At 50.2% G+C, this 19,184-nt stretch carries 18 protein-coding genes; 7 read left to right on the top strand and 11 right to left on the bottom strand.

The features are described 5' to 3' along the window. Nucleotides 1-17 precede the first annotated feature (17 nt). The gene (locus MHH48_RS04505; protein ID WP_179090730.1) at nucleotides 18-173 is read left to right on the top strand and encodes a hypothetical protein; all 156 of its coding nucleotides are present in this window, start codon (nucleotides 18-20) and stop codon (nucleotides 171-173) included. 300 nt (nucleotides 174-473) lie between these two features. On the opposite strand, the gene MHH48_RS04500 is transcribed toward MHH48_RS04505, so the two are convergent. Next, a complete protein-coding gene (locus MHH48_RS04500) occupies nucleotides 474-1,214 on the bottom strand; it encodes an IclR family transcriptional regulator (protein ID WP_076325898.1) in 741 nt (246 codons plus the stop codon). 221 nt (nucleotides 1,215-1,435) lie between these two features. Between MHH48_RS04500 and MHH48_RS04495 the strand changes: the two genes are divergently transcribed. The 5 genes from MHH48_RS04495 (at nucleotide 1,436) to MHH48_RS04475 (ending at nucleotide 6,285) form a co-directional block, all read left to right on the top strand. Next, the gene (locus tag MHH48_RS04495; RefSeq protein ID WP_076325899.1) at nucleotides 1,436-2,428 is read left to right on the top strand and encodes an alpha/beta fold hydrolase; all 993 of its coding nucleotides are present in this window, start codon (nucleotides 1,436-1,438) and stop codon (nucleotides 2,426-2,428) included. A 161-nt stretch (nucleotides 2,429-2,589) separates the two neighbouring features. Continuing rightward, on the top strand, nucleotides 2,590-3,768 hold the full coding sequence (locus tag MHH48_RS04490; protein ID WP_076325900.1) for a Fe-Mn family superoxide dismutase: 1,179 nt from the start codon (nucleotides 2,590-2,592) through the stop codon (nucleotides 3,766-3,768). Between the two features lie 585 nt (nucleotides 3,769-4,353). Beyond that, complete coding sequence (locus MHH48_RS04485) at nucleotides 4,354-4,632, top strand: hypothetical protein (RefSeq protein ID WP_076325901.1); 279 nt, start codon at nucleotides 4,354-4,356, stop codon at nucleotides 4,630-4,632. A 72-nt stretch (nucleotides 4,633-4,704) separates the two neighbouring features. Further along, nucleotides 4,705-5,979 carry a hypothetical protein gene (locus MHH48_RS04480; protein WP_076325902.1) on the top strand — a complete coding sequence of 425 codons (1,275 nt, stop codon included), beginning with the start codon at nucleotides 4,705-4,707 and terminating at the stop codon, nucleotides 5,977-5,979. Nucleotides 5,980-6,012: 33 nt separating this feature from the next. Continuing rightward, the gene (locus tag MHH48_RS04475) at nucleotides 6,013-6,285 is read left to right on the top strand and encodes a hypothetical protein (protein WP_076325903.1); all 273 of its coding nucleotides are present in this window, start codon (nucleotides 6,013-6,015) and stop codon (nucleotides 6,283-6,285) included. A 106-nt stretch (nucleotides 6,286-6,391) separates the two neighbouring features. Here the strand turns inward: MHH48_RS04475 and folE are convergent, their stop codons facing one another. From folE to MHH48_RS04430, 9 genes are all read right to left on the bottom strand, one after another. After that, the gene (folE, locus tag MHH48_RS04470) at nucleotides 6,392-6,985 is read right to left on the bottom strand and encodes a GTP cyclohydrolase I FolE (RefSeq protein ID WP_071220880.1); all 594 of its coding nucleotides are present in this window, start codon (nucleotides 6,983-6,985) and stop codon (nucleotides 6,392-6,394) included. Nucleotides 6,986-7,107: 122 nt separating this feature from the next. Beyond that, nucleotides 7,108-7,344, bottom strand: coding sequence for a YneF family protein (locus MHH48_RS04465; RefSeq protein WP_076325904.1), 237 nt, complete (start codon nucleotides 7,342-7,344; stop codon nucleotides 7,108-7,110). A gap of 136 nt (nucleotides 7,345-7,480) precedes the next feature. Then, on the bottom strand, nucleotides 7,481-9,328 hold the full coding sequence (gene queG, locus MHH48_RS04460) for a tRNA epoxyqueuosine(34) reductase QueG (protein WP_076325905.1): 1,848 nt from the start codon (nucleotides 9,326-9,328) through the stop codon (nucleotides 7,481-7,483). Nucleotides 9,329-9,371: 43 nt separating this feature from the next. Then, nucleotides 9,372-9,974, bottom strand: a complete 603-nt coding sequence (gene lepB, locus MHH48_RS04455) for a signal peptidase I (protein ID WP_076325906.1) — start codon at nucleotides 9,972-9,974, stop codon at nucleotides 9,372-9,374. A gap of 205 nt (nucleotides 9,975-10,179) precedes the next feature. Beyond that, the gene (locus tag MHH48_RS04450) at nucleotides 10,180-10,602 is read right to left on the bottom strand and encodes a GNAT family N-acetyltransferase (protein WP_076325907.1); all 423 of its coding nucleotides are present in this window, start codon (nucleotides 10,600-10,602) and stop codon (nucleotides 10,180-10,182) included. A gap of 445 nt (nucleotides 10,603-11,047) precedes the next feature. Continuing rightward, complete coding sequence (locus MHH48_RS04445) at nucleotides 11,048-12,136, bottom strand: efflux RND transporter periplasmic adaptor subunit (protein ID WP_076325908.1); 1,089 nt, start codon at nucleotides 12,134-12,136, stop codon at nucleotides 11,048-11,050. A 33-nt stretch (nucleotides 12,137-12,169) separates the two neighbouring features. Beyond that, on the bottom strand, nucleotides 12,170-13,447 hold the full coding sequence (locus MHH48_RS04440) for an ABC transporter permease (RefSeq protein ID WP_256720816.1): 1,278 nt from the start codon (nucleotides 13,445-13,447) through the stop codon (nucleotides 12,170-12,172). A 68-nt stretch (nucleotides 13,448-13,515) separates the two neighbouring features. Further along, a complete protein-coding gene (locus MHH48_RS04435; protein WP_053490009.1) occupies nucleotides 13,516-14,283 on the bottom strand; it encodes an ABC transporter ATP-binding protein in 768 nt (255 codons plus the stop codon). A 27-nt stretch (nucleotides 14,284-14,310) separates the two neighbouring features. Next, nucleotides 14,311-16,878, bottom strand: a complete 2,568-nt coding sequence (locus MHH48_RS04430; protein WP_076325910.1) for a hypothetical protein — start codon at nucleotides 16,876-16,878, stop codon at nucleotides 14,311-14,313. 321 nt (nucleotides 16,879-17,199) lie between these two features. On the opposite strand from MHH48_RS04430, the gene MHH48_RS04425 reads away from it, so the two are divergent. Then, complete coding sequence (locus MHH48_RS04425) at nucleotides 17,200-17,808, top strand: superoxide dismutase (RefSeq protein ID WP_076325911.1); 609 nt, start codon at nucleotides 17,200-17,202, stop codon at nucleotides 17,806-17,808. Between the two features lie 102 nt (nucleotides 17,809-17,910). On the opposite strand, the gene MHH48_RS04420 is transcribed toward MHH48_RS04425, so the two are convergent. Then, the gene (locus MHH48_RS04420; RefSeq protein ID WP_076325912.1) at nucleotides 17,911-19,146 is read right to left on the bottom strand and encodes an MFS transporter; all 1,236 of its coding nucleotides are present in this window, start codon (nucleotides 19,144-19,146) and stop codon (nucleotides 17,911-17,913) included. Nucleotides 19,147-19,184: the final 38 nt, after the last annotated feature.

The raw sequence follows: 19,184 nt of genomic DNA, 5'->3' as shown, positions 1-19,184 counted from the left end.
CTAGGAGGAAGGTACCCATGATAAAAATACATACGATGACATCGCTCCAATATCAATACCAACGGCCACAGCCGGTGGCTGCACCCAAAAGAGAGGAAGCGAAAGATAAACCCCTCACCTTCCAAGAGATCCTCAATCAGAAAATGAAGGAAAAGAATATGAAGCTGACCTAAGAGACGCTTACCTATTATATCGTTGAGCCGTTACGACAAAAGGACCGTTTCCCCAATCTCCAAGATTGTAGGGAGCGGTCTTTTTGTTGGAATGAGGATTGAAACCCCTTCCCTTATATCCTTTGGCCTTGCCATGTAACGTATCGTTTCGTATATTTCGTCTCGTATCGTTTCGTTTCAATTCCCGTTTTCAAATGGTTGACCCTCACATAATAATAACCGGGCGGCTGTATCACATGGAGCCTCCCGGTCATTCAATAACTTATAGTGATGCTGTCCGCACTCCGGCAATAGAATGAATTAAATCATCATTCCCATTTCCCGTGCCGCCTCCATCAGGATTGGCGCATGTTCGCGGAGCGTTTCCGCTGACAGACGGGTGACTGGCCCTGACATCGACAGTGCTGCCGCCACTTGACCATTCCGGTCAAAGATCGGTACAGATACCGCAGCGGCCCCAGGCTCGCGCTCTTCGATGCTGATCGCGTATCCCTTCTCCAGTATTTCGGCCAGCTGCTGCCGGTAAACGATCCTATCAACTGACTCCGGCCAATCCGGCGCATTCAGCAGCTCCTCCTGATCGGCCGGTGGCGCAAAGGCCACCAGAACCTTGCTAGAGGCGCCAACCGACAACGGTAGTCGTACTCCGACCTGGGCGACCCGCCGAATGCCCTGGTTGCTCTGAACCGCTTGAATCCGAAGACGATCCGAACCGTCTCTTAAATACAAACTCACCGTTTCCCCAAGCCGATCCCGCAAGGCTTCCATCGCGGGCAAAAGGCGAATCGCCGGGTCGTCGCTTTGGGACAGATGCATAGACAGCTCCCATATTTTCAAGCCGAGCCGATATTTCTCCGTTTCTTTATTACGAACAACGAATCCTTTGTCTTCCAGCGTTGTTAACAGCCGATGTACAGTACTTTTATGTAATCCGATAAGGGAAGAAATCTCCGTGAGGGCAAGTTCACTTTCTTTCGTAAAACACATCAATATATCAAGTGCCCGCTCTACAGCACGCACCGTTAATTTACGATCTTCCATCCCGACCAGCTCCTCTCCTGTTTCATTCTATGAAACCTGGTTACAAGAATTATATGAGAATTCTTCTCAAAAGTAAACCATCGAGACAGGGACTTTACAGTTGTCTTACAATCTATGGATTTGCATTGACTTTATAGGCATCCGGGCATACGATTATTATAATTTCAACTCTTTCATGTTAACGAAACATATCCAGACTATATGGTAAGGAGGGGCCACTTATGAGCACAACGACTGGTAGTAATGCCCCACTCTCCCAATTAAATGACACGCCAGCCGAGCTGTCGACGGGCTTAGTTCGTTTAAAGCATATTATATTAGCGTTGTTATTATCTGTCGTTTTTTTCCTTGTTTTCTGTTTTATTGCGCTTCATGCTTATATTGCTTGGGTTTTGTCGAATCCAACGGTTGCTCCACTCTATTCTAACCCCAAGCTTGCTAAAGATATGAATTACGAGAATGTCACATTCCACTCCATTGACGGTAAACGAAATATAAATGGCTGGTATATACCGGCCGAGAATTCTTCTAAAACCATCGTGCTCAGCCATGGTTATGGCGCCAATCGGGAGGAAACCTGGGTACCGATGTACGATCTCGCCCATTATGCGCATAATATGAATTTTAATGTGCTTATGTTTGATTACGGTTTTGCCTCCCAGACCAGCAAGGAAGTGGCGACCGGAGGCAAGGAAGAGAAACGCCAGCTTCTTGGAGCCATTGAACATGTGAAGCAGCGCGGCGCGAAGCAAATTGTCGTCTGGGGCTTCTCCATGGGGGCCGGAACCGCACTGCAGGCAGGGCTTGAGACCAAGGATGTGGATGCCATGATTCTGGACAGCGCCTTTTTATTGGAGCCGGACACGCTTTACCATAATATTCACAACCAGATCAATCTCCCTCGTCATCCGTCCCTGGAGATTCTGGAGCTGCTCTTCCCGGTGCTTAACGGCACAAGCCTGGATCAGATCCCTTACAATGAGGTGAAGAAGCACGATTATCCGTTCCCGACCTTGTTCATCCACGGAACGAAAGACGATAAGGCACCTTACCCGATCGCCGAGAAGATTGCTTCCAATCAGACCCATACGGATTCGGATTCCTGGATTGTAGAGGATGCGCATCATGAGCTTATCTTCCGTGAGCACCCTAAGGAATATCTGCGCAGAGTATCCACCTTTCTAGGAAAACTCGAAACTCCCGATGCGTCCTGATGCTCTAACCATTGCTCATACTAGTAAAAAGCCATTCATCATACGATCCATCTCCCCCCGCTGCTTTGATGCAGCGGGGGGATTTTTAATTTCCTCCTCATAATACAGGCCGCTAACTGAATATAGTGTGTTTAGTGAACCTGATACTGGAGGGAACGGACATGTTATTTATTTACGGAGCGAAGCTCCCGATACGATTACTCGAAGAGATTCGCTATTGGAAGCATCAGGAAAGGAAGCATACCGGGCTCATCAAAGCTATTGTTCCGGATCTGGAGCCGGTCTATGTCAAGATGCTGGATCAATGGGCCGTGGTGTTCGCTGACACGGAAAAAGCGGCAGACGAACTTCTGCGTCACATTCTTCGTTATGACGGACCTCCTTCACCCCAAGTGCTGGCCCAGGTCGAGCAGCTGTTGCGTGCTTCCTGCGAGCAATCCCGAGAGTTCATCCGCCAGCTCCACGGATTGAAGGAGAACAGCGAGGCTGTTCGGAAAGTGCCGCTTGCCGGCACGGTCCTGCACCATGTGATTCGGGAGTCCGAATACTTCCTGAACACGCTCGAGACGCTCAACTCCGCCGGAGCGCTGGAAAGATTCATGGATGTGGATATGCCGATGCAGTCGATGACGCTACACGAGGCCACGTCTCCTCCGCCGTCTCCTCCCGAGGCCGAGCTATCCATTCAAGGCATGGGAGACAGCGGCGGCAAGGCTGTTCCGATTGGCGGGCACCGCCTTCCTCCACTGCCTTACGCTTATAATGCGCTGGAGCCTCATATTGACGAGAAAACCATGCGGATTCATCACGACATCCATCACCAAAGTTATGTCGACGGTCTGAACAAGGCGGAGAAGAAATTGGAGGAGGCCCGAAAAAGCGGTGATTTCGAGCTGGTGAAGCATTGGGAACGCGAGCTGGCTTTTCATGGTGCCGGCCACTATCTGCACACGATCTTCTGGAACATTATGAACCCGCGGGGCGGTGGCGAGCCTGGCGGGGAGCTAGCCCAACAGATCAAGAAGGATTTTGGAAGTTTCGACCGCTTTAAAAAGCACTTTAGCGAAGCTGCAGACAAAGTGGAAGGCGGCGGCTGGGCAATCCTCGTATGGAGTCCGCGCAGCCATCGACTTGAAATTTTGCAGGCCGAGAAACATCAGAATCTCTCCCAGTGGGATGTCGTCCCTCTCCTCGTTCTGGATGTATGGGAGCATTCCTACTACCTTAAACATCAAAATAAACGCAAGGATTACATCAACGATTGGTGGAACGTGGTCTACTGGCCGGAGGTTGCGGAGCGCTTCAAGCATGCCAGCATGCTGAAATGGAAGCCTTTTTAATTCAAGACCTAGCTGGGCTGCTTCACATTGGTTAATATTGGGTATGATGTCTATAGCCCTCCTTACTTCATTATGGAGTTTAAGGAGGGCTTATCATTATTCAAGGGGGTGACTCTCTGTACACTGGAGCACATTGGATAAAGGGATCGGGAGCTGATGAGATTGATGTTGAAGGTTTTGTCATAGGGCATCCCGATCAGACTTTCAATATATCCGTGAACCACAAGACTCTTGAAACCGGGCACTTGGTCATGAGTCCAGAATTAGAAAAAGAAATTCAAGCTAAGGAATAGCCCGATCCTATTGTTAGGTCTTTTTTACCACATATCTGGTTATTTATTCGGTTGAACGCTACCATATGCTGGATTATGATATGACAGTGAGCTTGATATGCAGTCACTGTATCGCCTAAGGCGATACGAAGAGAAATTATGCGATCCATGCTAAGACTGCAAGATTCAGCGTGCCGGTAAGAGCAGAACATCACCACTGAAGGGATGGGTCAGTGTGAACAGTAGGTTCAAATCACGTGTTTTCATTTTTGCTTTTGTGCTTATCATTTTAATTGTTGGAGGATGCCAGCCCGTGAACAATAACCAAGCCACAACAGACGACAGCTCGGACGAAGTCATAACGAAGGCTAAAACCACAGCCGTTCAGCATTTTAAAGAGAAATACAACTTGGATGTAGAGATTACCAAAGAAGAGATGATGCCTTCGATCGTAGCGGACAAGGTCAACCTCGAAGGGTTTGTCGTAGATCATCCTGAACAAACCTTTAAAATATCCGTTGATTTCAACACAGGCGAGACATCCAACTTCGTGATGAACCCGGAGCTCAGAAAAGCGATTAAGGGCGAGTGATGGGTTGTGGCTGCCTTTTGGCTGTAACTACAGGTTCTGATCCTGCTGAGTCATGTTAAGGAGGGAGTATATTTGAGTTCACCGCAAGTGGATGACGAGACATACCGATTGATGTCAGAAGCGGCTTATCTCGATCTGAAAAAAGAAGATACCGTTGAGGACTTGCCTGGATGGGAGGTCCTTGAGGACTATAAGAGCAACAGCATATCAGGTTTTGATGCGGTAACTTTCTACAACAAGGAAACGAACCAAGCCGTTATCGCATACCGGGGCACCGAGGCAGGCAAAGATTTATCCCATGCTCTCCCCGATTATTTGGCTGATGCGGATATTGGCATTGAAGAGATCAAAAGAAAAATCCCGGAATTTCGGCCACCTTGGGCGGACCATGTGGACAAAGTCAAAGAAGTCACGGGGATTAACGATGTCACGGATTGGTTCGGTGAACAATCGAGACAGATCGATAAAAAAACGGATATATGGGGAACCAACCAATTGTATCAAGCCGAGGATTATGCGCTGGAAATGAAGGAGAAATACAAGGACGTTGATTTCACCCTTACGGGTCACTCCCTAGGGGGAGCTAACGCGCAATATGCTGCCGCCTATACGGGCATGTCGGCTGTCACCTTCAGTGCTCCGTCGGTCATCGGAAGCCTCTCCCCTGAAGCCAGAAGAAAGGCAGAGAACGGGGAATTCGACTCTCAAATCACTAATTTCGCCCATCCTGGCGACATTATTGCCAGCGGTGCGCTCGGCGGCTTCGATGGCCACGTCGGTTCTACCTATTACATAGACTCCAGTTATAAAGACGCCAATGACGGGCTTAGTATAAAAGAAAAAATTGATAATACACTGGGCGGCCCCAATTATCATCAGCTTGACCGCTATCGATTCGAGGATGGCTACATCTCAAATCCTCTGTACGACGGCGCTACCGGCAAAGTCGTTGATTCGCCCAGAATCCCTGCCCATAGCGATCTCTTGTTTGGCCTTGGCGGGCCGCTGAGCAATCTGGGCTTAGGGTTGGGCGGCTCGCTGGCAGCCATAGCCGGCTCCACAGGAGGCTCTGCTGGAACCATTCAGGTGACCCCTGCCGAGCTGCGAAGCGTAGCCGAGAAATGGAGAGCACACGCCCATCAAAGTGATGCCGAACTACAGGGAATCCGGCAGCGCCTCTCCAAATACATGTTCTCCAGCCACAGCAGGCGTCTACAGCCGATTGTCCAGCAGCTGGATACATCCATCATGTCGATGAGTCAATGGCATCTGCAGCATACCACCGACATCGTTCAATATATTAAATTCAAAGCGGATTTATTTGAACGGACCGACAACAGCGGATAAACATCGATACGAAAACTACCGGGAGGGATGGAGATGAGTCGAGAGATTCTGCTGGAGCTTGATGATTTGCTTCAAGCCGAACGCGAGCTGTCAGGACTGCTGGCAGCCATTCGAGCCGACGAACAGGAGGCAAGGGTCATGTACGCCCGTCTGCAGGATTGGAAGGGACAATCCGCCAATGTGCTGCGCGACCAGATTGAAACCTTCTTTATGGAGATGTCCCGCCGCATCCGGGATATCGAGGAGCAAAAACATGCACTCATCCAGTATGTGCAATATATGAAACAAGTGGATGGCGCTTCTTGAGGAACCCTTGCCCAACATCGATTATCATGAGTTCACATTCATTATTAAGCACAAAAAAAGGCTTCGCCTCCGTGGGCGAAGCCTTTTTCATTTGTCTGGATCATGATTAGTCTTTAATCAAAGACAGAAATTCCGAACGCTGTGCAGAATCACTCTGGAAGGTACCGCGTACAGCTGACGTGACCGTCTTGCTGCCCGGCTTCTTCACACCGCGCGCGCACATGCACAGATGCTCGCCTTCCACTACCACCATCACGCCGTTTGGCTGCAGCGCCTCCACCATAATATCCGCGATTTGCGAGGTAATGCGCTCCTGAACCTGAAGACGGCGGGTAACCGCCTCTACCAGACGTGCCAGCTTGCTCAAGCCGGCGATTTTGCCGCTAGGGACATAACCGATATGGACTTTACCAAAGAACGGCGCCATATGGTGCTCGCACTGGCTGTAATATACGATATCCTTCACGATAACCAATTCCTCATGATTCTCGTCAAAGGTAACCCCGAGAACATCCTTGGGATCCACTTCGTATCCGGCAAAGATCTCCTCATACATCCGCGTCACACGGGCCGGTGTCTCAAGGAGTCCCTCACGCTGGGGATCTTCACCGATCAGTTTCAATATTTGCTCTACATGATACTCGATCTGCTCTCGGTTATCGCCGACTTTATTGTTTACATAATCCTTTACACCTGCCACAGTACATCCCCCTTTTTCGTTCCATATAAAAAGCAAACGGTTAACTTATAGCCGCTGTTAGCGGCCTTTTAAATAGAAATGCCCCTCCGTCATCCATTCAGACGGGAGTGGGCTTTCTTGCATTATGATTTGCGTTTACGGCCTTGCCCTTTACCCGGCACAGGCTGATTTTTCATCATTTGCTGTGCACGCTGCATCTGCTTGCTGTTCATGTTATACCCCATTTGTTTTGCCATCTTCTGCAGCATTTGCGGATCGTTCTGCATCTTTTCCAATTGCTTTCGCAAATAGAATACGCCGATGAAAAATCCGCCGACCAGACCCACGATCAATGTAATAATCGGAATGACAATCTCCATCACTTGACCACCTTCTACTAATATCTGCCATTTAATGGCGCATACACGAACCTATCATAGCATGTCCTTTTCATCACAGCAAATGAAAATAACAGATACATGGCAGCAGACAGGCCTGATGATACGCCTTGGTCAACTACGACCCTTTCCGGTCCGGCATGGCTCCTTCTATCGTTAACAAGGTGCGCTTGATTTCCGGACCGCCGGCATAGCCGATCAAGGCTCCATCGACTCCTACCACCCGGTGGCACGGCACGATGATCGGAACGGGGTTCTTGTTGTTCGCCCCACCTACGGCACGAACTGCTTTAGGACGCCCGATGGATTCGGCTACATCCTTATAGGAACAAACCGTTCCATAAGGAATGGACTTCAGCGCTTCCCATACCTGCAATTGGAATGAGGTGCCGCGCATGTCCAGCTGTACGTCGAACGCCTTTAGCTCCCCTGCAAAATACTGCTTCAACTGCGTGATCGCAGGAGCTAATCTTGCCTCGTCACGCTGATAGCCGCCGTTACCGGCCCAGGTCCGTGACCACTGCTGGATGACCGCTTCTTTCACATAGAAGCTGCCAAATTCAATAAGACATAATCCCTTCTCCGTTGCGCAGACCGTCAGCGGTCCAATCGGAGATTGAAGTTCATCGTAATACAGCATTTCCGGTCCTCCCTCAGGGACGGCCATCGGCTCGACTCCCTGAATAACAGGACTTTCCTGTCCCGGCTTGTCCCCATTAGAGGAACCTGCAACAGGAGTGCTAGCGGAGGAAGCATCAGCCGCAGCCGAAGCTACGGCAGACGCTTCTTTCTCACTTGGTTCATTCAGTTTATTCAAGGCTTGCTGCAGCATATCTCGTACTTGGGAGTCCCCTTCTGATTTCATGCTTTTCTCTAAGTTGTTCAACGCTTCTTCGCCTCCAATACGGCCCAGAGCCCATGCAGCGGTTCCCCGCAGCTCCGGGCGCGGGTCTTTCAGCAGTACTTCGCTCAGCTTCGGTACGGCTGAAATATCTTTAAAGTTGCCAAGCGCGATGACAGCATTGCGCTGAATCGGCTTTCGGCCGCGCCACGCGGCCGACGTATCTCCGAATGCCTCCTTGAATTCCCGGTTACTCATATCCAGGATGGGCAGGAGCAGAGGCTTGGCTTTTTCAGGATCGGGCTTGAAGTCCTCTTGATGAGTCCAGTTCTTGCCCCGGTTCTTCGGACAAACAATTTGACAGGTATCGCATCCATACAGCCGGTTGCCGATCTTGCGCATGGCCTCTTCGTCCAGAAACCCTTTGGTCTGGGTCAGAAAAGAAACGCAGCGCTGAGCATTCAGCTGCCCGGGACCGACAAGGGCGCCGGTTGGGCAAGCATCGATGCATTTGGTGCACTCCCCGCAATCCTCAGTTACCGGCGTATCCGGAGGAAACGGGATGTTCGTTACCATTTCGCCAAGGAATATCCAGGAACCGAATTTCGGGGAGATGATGGAGCAGTTCTTGGCGCTAAAGCCAATCCCGGCTCGCTGCGAAACCGCCCGGTCGACAAGCGCGCCGGTGTCCACCATGCTTTCAAGCTTCGCATCCGGCACGCGTTCTTTAATGTATTCCTCGAGACGGCTCATGGCCTCCCGGAGCACCTGATGATAATCCCTTCCCCAAGCTGATCGCGCCATAATCCCCCTGTATTTACCTGGCTCCGATTTGGGCGGGTTCTCCATCTTGGAGTGGTAGGTTATGGCGATGGCGATCAGGGACTTCGGCTCCGTGCCAGGGAGTGTGGGAGTAACCCGCTTATCCAGATCCGACTCCTCAAAGCCGGACTCATATCCCATATCCCGATGGTTTTGCAAAATTCCCTTTAGGGATTGGAACGGCTCCGCCGAAGCGAAGCCGATATCATCAATCCCAAGCTCCGGCGCAGCGGCCTTGAGCTCCTGCTTGAGCTCCTCCCATACCGAAGGCGGAGGAGCGTACGAACCGAGTGTGTAGGTCATTCTCCAGCGCCTCCTTTTCTGGGATGATGTTCTGTCTTTCAGGTTACAGCTTTTTGATCTCAGACAACGGCCAGAAAATAAATTCGGCTCTGCCTACGATGTCGCTTTCCTTCACGCTGCCGAACATGCGGCTGTCCTTACTCTTTCCGAGATGGCGGTTATCTCCCATAACGAAGTAGCGACCCTCTTCCAGTACTATAGGCTCAAAGCCAGGATCCTCGATCGGGACATCGGTATATCCTTCCTGCTTTGCAACCCCGTTTACGTACAGCTTCTGGTCCTTTACCTCAATGGTATCTCCAGGTACGCCCACGACACGTTTTACCAGAAACTCCTTCTTATCCGGGCCATCACTCGGGTCCTTAAGTACAATAACATCGCCATGGCTCGGTGCTGAAAAGCGATATACCACTTTATTAATAAATAGCCGCTCCGATGCTACCAGTGTCGGCTGCATAGATTCACCTTTAACCATAGACAGGTTGAACACAAACATATTTAGAAGCACCATAATAACAAATGCAATCGCAATCGTCTTTACCCAATCCCAAAGCTCGGCAGCCCAGCCGTTCTTCTTGCCAGGTTGATTCTGAGGTTCGTTGTTCTCGCCATGCTCAGTTGAATCCGGAGAAATCACTTGTCCCATGCTACACCTACTTTACTTCGATTTCACCTCCGGAAAACGAAGGCGGCACCTTCAAAAAAAGGTACATTAATAGAAAAGCATATCTCCCACCCATTTGCAACGGCTGAAAGATATGCTTCATATCGAAAAAATGTCGTTTCTTATCTCTGTCGAAGCTTAAAGCCGCCGTTTGCGTCGCTCGTATGTACCGCTTTTGTCATTACGACTATTGACCAAGGATACTGAGCTTCTGGAACGACCGCAGGATTTGGCTGGCACCGTATCCCATGGCTTCATAAAATGGCATGGCTGCGGCGTTGTGCTCGTCTCCGGCTACCATAATCCGACTGACTTTCCGTGATTGAAAACGCTGTTCCATTGCCGAAATCAAAGATTTGCCAATCCCTTTTCTACGATAGTCGGGATGAATGGCAATGCGGTAATAACAACCATGATTGCGTTCGATCGTACCGATTAAGGCACCAACGATTTCACCGTTTTCTTCAGCTACCATAATCAGATCGGAATCCCAAGCTAGCTGCCTGGAGAAGGGCTCCATCGTGTTTTCGTAGCATTCTTCCGATAAAGCAATCTGAAGTAGCTCGGTTACGGGGTTACAGTCACTCAACTGAAAGGAACGAACATGCATTTCAAAATCTCCCTTTTCGTTAGCATGATGCGGTTTACCCGGTTTACAAAAATCTAGTATTCCGTTTACGCAAACCTGACATTTATATTACTACAAAAAACCCGAAAATCCTCTTTCCTTGTCCATTAAACCACATCTTTCTCGTAAATTCACGAGTTTTCTTCTGAAAGCGCTTTATAGGAAGCGTTTTCATCATTTTAGCTGGATAAAATTCCATTTTTTTGTTGAATGCTAGGTTTGTTTCCTGCTGCTAAATCATTATCTCACTGTTAAAATAGGCCCATTAATTTCCAGTGGTTTTCTTTCTTATTTGAGATTTATACTTCGATAAAATAACCAACCTTCTCCAGTTCCACCGAGGATAAAGACATGTAGTAAAAAACAACAGCGTCCTCTCGGCTATGTGCCTCTGAGGAACGCTGTGTTTTTTGATCATGATATTTACTTACTGGAGAACGACGGTGTCGCCCACTTTCAGCCCTGACAAAACCTCGACTTTATCCAGCGTCTGCAAGCCGGTCTCGATATCCTGCCGTTCAATCTGGCCGCCTCCCTTGTCCACCATGACATAGGAGGCGCCTCCGTCCGTCATAACGGCAAGTTTAGGAACTACAACCGCCTTATCCTTCCGTTTGGTTACAATGTCTCCGTTCAGCGTCAGGCCGCCGATTAAACGATCTTCCTTCGGCAGCGAGATGATCACCTTAAACTGCGGTGTCTGGGAAGTTTGTTTCTCCTGGGCCGTCGTCTCGGCGAATTTAGCTACTTCCAGCACCTTTCCCTTCAGCTTTAGATCCTTGATGGACGGCATCTTAACCTCAACCGCCATGTCCGGCTTAATGCTGAATATATCGTTTTCCCCGACAAATGCCACTAATCGAAGAGAATCCAGGTCGACGATTTTGCCGATATACTGGTTCGCCGTCACCGATTGCGGGCGCTGCTGTGTCGGGTCGAACAGAAACAGGCCTGCTGCTGGTGATAAGTATGTAGCTTTCTTCAGCCTGTCATTTAAGTCGGCCATCGTCTGGCGCTCAATATCGTTAGTAACCTCGTCCAGTTGACTGCTCAGCCGAGCATTTTCCTGATCTGCCAGCACTTTAAGGCGTTCGGCCTCCGTCGCTAAAGCCGGGGCGCTATCGAGGTCCTGATTTAACGTAAACTCCTTCAGTTCCTTCTCCAGCTTCCGCTTCTGCAGCTCGGCTTCCTTCTGCTGAAGCTGCTGGCGAATGGCCGTTTGCTCTAATTTAAAAAGCGCATCGCCTTTCTTGATCTGCTGACCGTTCTCAACGTTCCAGGACTCCACTTTCGCTTCAAAAGGTGCGTACACATTGGTCTCCCGCCCGTATTCGGATGTTCCCTTGACCTGCACGGTCGAGACGATGGTTTCCTCCGTTACGGGAAATGTGATGACCTGCGGCTCTTCCATCATGGGAATCTCGGGTTCTTTCGGTTTGACCTGTCCGTATCCCCAATATCCCACCAAGCCCAGCACGGCAACGATAACCGTCCATTTTATGATTTTTTTTATCATACCGATTTAGCTTCCTTTCCGATGCTCATTATCCTAATCCCGCTTGATGGCCAGAAGTGCATTCGTTCTTGCTGCGCTGATCGCCGGATAGATCCCCGAGAAGATTCCGGTCATCACAGCGAATGCGATGCCGATGGGCAGCGTCTCCAACGTAACCGCAATTTGCAGCCCTGACATGCCCGCCGAAGCCATAATGAATGAATTCAGTCCCTTGATGATCAAAAATGCGAATACGATGCCAAGCAATCCACCAAGCAAACCGAGCAGGCTGGCTTCCACGATGAACATGTTGCGGATTTGCGGCATATTCGCCCCAAGGACCTTCATAATGCCGATTTGCCTACGGCGCTGATGCGTAGACATCGTCATGGCTACGATGATTGATATCGAGGCCAATAACAGGATAAATACGCCTATGCCGAGAGCGATCGCTTTGAATGTATCCAATTGGGAAGCGACCTGATCACGCATGGCCAGATTGTCGCTCGCATTCAGCGCAAGTTTTGAGATTAAATCCTCAAGCGGTTTAATATTCTGCAGATCATCCACTTTGATGGTTAGACTATCGTATACTCGCTGTTTCGAAGATGTCCCATTTTGCAGGTTCAAACTGTTTGTTAGCCATTCCGCCGTGTCAAAGGAAATATAGGCCTGACGATCGTAGAACGCAAACTGGGCATCTCTCCCCGAAGGCACATCCAGCACGCCGCCAACATAAAGCTGTGGGCTAAGCTGTTTCTTGTCTGCGTCCATCGACTCCAGCTGAATATTTTTGCCGTGCATTTCCGAAACGGTGCTCTCATACATCTGATATTCTTCCCATAGCTTCGGGTTATTGGGATCGGTATTTATCATATTCATCAATCTTTCGCTCGTCTCTGCATCCTTCCATCCGGTTGTTGCTCCGTAATTGAGCACCATGGCACCGATCTGTTCAAGCGCGCCACCTTCCTTGAACCTGTTACCCTGCTCTTTGAGCTTTGACAGGTCCACGGCCACGACATTGAAGCCGTCGTTTATCAGGTTGTCGGACGAAATGGCTCTAAAATACCCGAGCTGCTTGGTGGCTATAACGGATTTGACATGATCAAAGCCCTGAATCACCTGAACTTTATCATCCGTTAGCAATCCCCGGTCAGCTCCGGCCGCGGGGCCGCTGCCTTCTCCTTGCCCGCTTGAGCCCTGTGGAGTCACCGTAATCTCGTCAAGCTTCATGCCGCCTATAATTTCCGTCTCCAAATAATTCTGGGCGCCGTTCCCAATGCTGATCGCTACGATAATAGCCGCGCATCCAATCGAAATACCAGTCATGCACAGGGCTGTCACCACTTTACGACGTTTAATCTGTCCCCATGCCAGCCGTATGCTGTCTAAAATTATCAGCTGACCTCACCTGCCCCCTCCGTATGAACCGGGACCCCAGGCAGGGACGAGGGGCCGTTTGGCCCCCGTTGACCTGCTGCTGGCGTTGTATAGTCCTCCGGCTGAACCAGATAACCGTCACGGAGCATAATCGTTTTTTTCATTTGGGCAGCGACTTCCATCTCGTGAGTAACGATGACAAATGTCGTTTTCATGGACTCGTTCAGCGCCATCATGATTCGGATAATTTCCTCTTCCGTTTTGGTGTCCAGGTTACCCGTCGGCTCGTCCGCAAAAATGACGGAAGGCTCGGTAATCAACGAGCGCGCAATACTAACGCGCTGCTGCTGTCCGCCTGACAGTTGGGACGGGTATAGTGAAGCCTTATCGCCGATCCCCGTCATCTCCAGAAGCTCCATCGCTTTCTTCCGGCGCTTGGACGGAGAAACGGATTGAAAGACCAGGGGAAGCTCCACGTTTTCACGAATCGTGAGCGTCGGGATCAGTTCATAGGCCTGAAAAATAAATCCGATATGCTTGCGCCGGAAGACAGCAAGCTTGTTTTCCCCGTACTTGACGATATCCTGATCGGCAATATAAATATGGCCTTCCGTCGGCTTCATCAGTCCTGCCATCAAGTTGAGCAGCGTGGACTTGCCCGACCCGGAGCTGCCCAGCAGGGCAATCATCTCTCCCTTCTGGACTTCGAACTGGATATTATGGAGCACTTTTAATACTTCGTTACCGTTCTTAAAGCTGTGCGATACATTCTCCAAACGCAACATGTTCGCTATTCCTTTCCGGTTCTTAATTTAACTCTCCTCGTCAGGAACTGCTGTAGGCGTGAAAATCAGATTGTAGCTTTGACTGCCCAGCGTGATCCGCTCATCCTGGAATTCATCAACCAGGGTCAAGTTAAACCAACCGCCTCGAAGTTTTTTGTATTGCTCATCCGACAGCTCGATCGACATCGACCGGGTGCCTGGGACCTGGATATCGGTTCCTGGCGTGAGCGTGCGCTCCTGTGTCTGCCCGAGGTTATCCTTGATGATTAAAATCAGCTTGTGGCCGGAGTCCGCCGCAATGATGCTCTCGCTGCGTTTTACATCAATCGTGATATTCAGCGGAATGGATGAGCTGCCTTCCTGCAGATGTCCTACCGCTTTCGTAACCGAAACGTGGTAAGGATACCAATCGAGGTTTGTCAGTCCGGAGCTTATGGCAGGTCTGATCGGATTCAGCATCAATTTTTTCATGCCCATGACGCCGGTAGCATCTTTACCCGTTTCAGCAAACTTGCCTCCGGTCATCGCCGTACCCAGAGCAAGCCCCAGTTCGCTTGCAGCCCCCTTCGGCACTCTGGCCCAAAAGACAATCGACTGCTTGGACCCCGGCTGAAGCGAGGCTTCAGGCTGAATGGTTTCCGCTTCATAGATCTTTCCATCCGTGCTTTGGAAATACCCCTTCAGCACCGCTGCTTGGACGCGGCGCTGTTCATTGCTGGTCAGCAAGAACTCGGAATAGACAATATCGGAGTCCACACCTTCATAGATGACCGTCCGCCGTTCCTGCGCCTCTGCGCGCTTACCAATCGCGGTAACGGTATACGGCTTCCCTTTCTCCAAAGTGCTGATCGACTGCGTCATGCCGGACGTGGTCATGGTAAGGAACGACGTTTTGGCCGTATCCTGCTGCGTAAACAGCTCGAAACGAAGCGAACGGATATCCTTGGTATACGGGATCCGAGCCATGACATATACCTCGGTTGATGACCCCGGGGAAATCAGGGAACCCTGCTCCTCCGCAATAACCTCCGAACCAGCCAGACTTGTTTTTTCGTCCGCTGTGACGTTCACTTTAAGCTCAGGCAGCGGCAGCGATTTGGATTCCTGCGTATTCCGCAGACGCAGCTTTGCAACGATCAGATCCTGATCCTGCCATGGCAGGCGCTGGATGGATTCCAGCGTGTACGCAAATCCTTTGGCTGTCTGCGCGTCGTACTCCACACCGATAGATGATTTGCGTTCCGTTTGATAAGGGATGGCAAAGTATGCAATCGGCAGGGTCAATGACTCCTGGACCTCGGTGGTCGGCTCACCGGCCGGTTCACCCGAGCTCGCCGGCGGTTTAGATGAGCTGGCTGGTCCAGATGTCCCGATCATTTGCAGCTTCAATCGGTCCTGCTTGAGATCTAGCGGGAGCGTTATTTCCATCACCATCGTTTTCTCTTCCCCGGGACGCAGCGTCAAACCCGCTTTGTTATCCGGAGTGTAAGGATGGAAGGAGCCTTCGGATGCTTTAATCGCAAATTCGTAGGCCGGAACCTCCACCGATTTTTTCCCTTTATTCTTGAAGGCCATCTCGATATTCCATATGCCCTGCCCCCCTGAGGCACGCAGCGAAGCTTGGCGGATTCTGGCATCGACCGGAATCCCCTTGATGGTCAACTTCTTGGCCGCGCCCGCCGCAACGTCCCACTTTGGAGCTGTTGCCGCAGGTAGCTTGAAGGATGCGACCGGCAATGACAGCTTCAGCGTTTCATCGTTTTCGGTCCACAGAAAATGCAAACCGGTCGTTTTAAGATAAGAGGGAACTTCTGTTATGTAATAAACCAGTTTCTTTTCTTTCGGCTGAACAGGCACACCCTCAGCCCCTGCCTCATGACGCAGAAGGAACGAACTGCCGCTTGCCGTCGCCAAATACGGTTCGAACCCCCGATCATTCCATACCTTTCCACCATGGTTCGTCATATACATCCCGACTTTGGCGATGACTTTGCCGTCATACTTGATGATCTCCAGTGATTCAGCCTGTACGGTAACCGGAGTGCCGCCCAGATTCAGCTTGGAGCTCGAACCAGATGGTACGGCTGCTGTATAATTGGCGGGCATTCTGTACGTTCCGACACGCTGCAGGTAGCCTTTGACTTGCGGATTCCATACGTCCATCACCAGCTTCATGCCGGACAAGGAGCTGCTCTCGGTCTTCGCATAGTAGGTTACACTCAGGCTTTGCCCGGGCTCTACCTTCTTCTTGGCCAGATCCTTGGATATGGGATTGGCCGCCGTCACGGAACCGCCGGGAAGCACCACCTTGGGAAAATAAGATACCAGGCGCGCTGCGCTTTTCCCCCCGTTTTTATAAGTCAGTGTAAATACCGCCACATTCGTGCCGGTCTGCTGCCATACGTCGGCATGGTCAAGCTTTGCTGTGACGTTGTTCCCAAGCTGCACGCTCCAGGCCAGAGCTGCACCCTTCTGTGCAGTCGACTTCGTGATTTGCGATGGCTGTGTCTTAGTTGCTGCAGCTTCCACTTGCGGTGCCGCAGCCAGAATGGCAGCCATCAGAATGGCAGTCACTCTGAGCTTTGTACTATTCATGTTATGTACCGACTCCTTTCTACCTCGACATATCCCTTCTATATCGACGTTTCGATCATAGATTTGTTCAAGACTATATATATAACGACAAATTTCACAGAAAAGTTTTCCATTAATTTTCGATGTCACAACTTTCGTTCATGCAATAAATCAGCCCTCTCGGACTTTTCAAACATAAAAGTTGATTTAATCACCCAAAACGGTTTAATATATGTAGTGTAGCCGGATTACATATTACGTCTCCGGGATGATAAAGACTTCCTGATGAAGGAAGACCCTTTCATCATAACCAAAAACTAAATTTACAGGAGGTTTTTTACTATGGCATTTCAATTACCAGCACTTCCTTACGCAAACGACGCGCTCGAGCCTCATATCGACGCACAAACGATGGAGATCCACCATGATCGCCACCATAATACCTACGTAACCAACTTGAACGGTGCTCTTGAGAACGCTCCTGAGCTTCAAGGCAAATCCCTTGAGGATCTGATCTCTAACCTTGACGCTGTACCGGAAAGCATCCGCACAGCGGTTCGCAACAACGGCGGCGGCCATGCTAACCACTCCCTGTTCTGGGAAGTTATCGGACCAAACGGCGGGGGACAACCGACTGGCGCTTTGGCTGATGCCATCAACAGTGAACTGGGCGGCTTTGATAAATTCAAAGAAGATTTCGCAAAAGCGGCTACAACCCGTTTCGGCAGCGGCTGGGCTTGGCTCGTTGTTAAAGACGGCAAACTGGCAGTAACCAGCACACCGAACCAAGACAGCCCGATCATGGAAGGTCAAACGCCTCTCCTCGGCCTGGACGTTTGGGAGCATGCTTACTACCTGAAATATCAAAACAAACGCCCTGATTACATCTCCGCATTCTGGAATGTAGTGAACTGGGAAGAAGTCGGCAAACGTTACGATAACGCGAAATAATATCGCTTAACTAAAAACCGATATCATACTAAAAAAGGCTGCTTTCAGCTGTAGACCCTGTCTACTGCGAAAGCAGCCTTTCTCTATATTTATATCATGCTGTTACGTGTTATTTACCGCTGCTGCAGAGCCTGACTCATAATGGCGGACCTTGGATGGTGCATAGATGACCACCAGCAGAATGACCGAGATCAGGACGGCTGCACCTGCACCGATCAGGCATACGGCCTGCAGCGGCCAGGCATCGGCGGCAAAACCGAGCAGAAGTGTTAAGAGAATCTGCAGCATCCCTTCCAATAAGCGGGTCACGCTCGTAAAGCGCCCCATCAGATCAATAGGCACCTGATTTTGAAAAAAAGTAGTATATCCCGCATTCGCATACGAAGAGAAGAAACCAAACGCGATAAAGCCGATAACGGCCGTCAGGAGGCCGGATGCGGCATAGAAGATCATATACCCGGCACTCGATAGAAGCACACCAGCCCCGATAAACATGCGCAATGATAGCCATTTGACAGTTAGAGACGCAGCCGCTGAGCCGGCCAAATACCCAGCTCCGGCTACGCTGACGAGTAGTCCGTAATCCTCGTCGCCGAGGAGCAATACCTGTTTAATAAAGGTTGCCTCTTGGGAATCGAGCGCGAAGCCTAGCAGCATGGCAGATTGAAATAACGAGTATACAAGCATAAAATACTTCGCCGCTTTCCCGAAATCAATAACCGCAGCCCAGTCCTGAAGCAGTGTCTTCATTGTGATGGCATCCCGTCCATTGCCTGCGCTTTCCTTTCCATCCACATCGGGAAGGAAGTAAATGACAAGCGCGCAGATGAAGAAAGATACGGCATTGATGAAGATGCTGATCCGAATGTCCGTATAAGCGATCAATAGACCGGATATAGCGGGTCCAAGCAGCACCGCGCCGGATGTCGTAAAGCTGGACCATGCGTTGAACCGCTTTCGTTCCTCTGCCGGGATCAGCTTCGTTATATATGTCATGGACGTAGGCCCGAAGAAAGCCCCCGCAACGTTAATCAGAAACATGATACAGTAGATGCCCCAAACCGAGGACATGAAGGGGATAAGGGCAATCAAAGCCCCCCGGATCACATCGGTGGTGATCATAAGCCTGCGCTTATTCGCCCGGTCAATAATACTGCCCGCCCAGGAGTTGGTAAACAGGGTTGCGAGCGGCCGGATGATAAACAATCCAGCCACTGCCGCAGGAGAACCAGTCATATGCAGCACAAGCAAATTAATCGCGACCAGATAGATCCAGTTTCCCAGATTGGAAACCCCGATGCCAAAAATGTAAAGAAGCGCATTCTTCCAGCTATGCAAAATCTCCACTACTCCTTACAAGCCGTTTCAACATTATA

It is taken from the genome of Paenibacillus sp. FSL F4-0100, from assembly GCF_037993005.1.
Classification (GTDB): Bacteria; Bacillota; Bacilli; order Paenibacillales; family Paenibacillaceae; genus Paenibacillus_AQ.
Note: the sequence above shows the minus strand (reverse complement) of the source record. Positions and strands in the feature narration are given on the sequence as shown.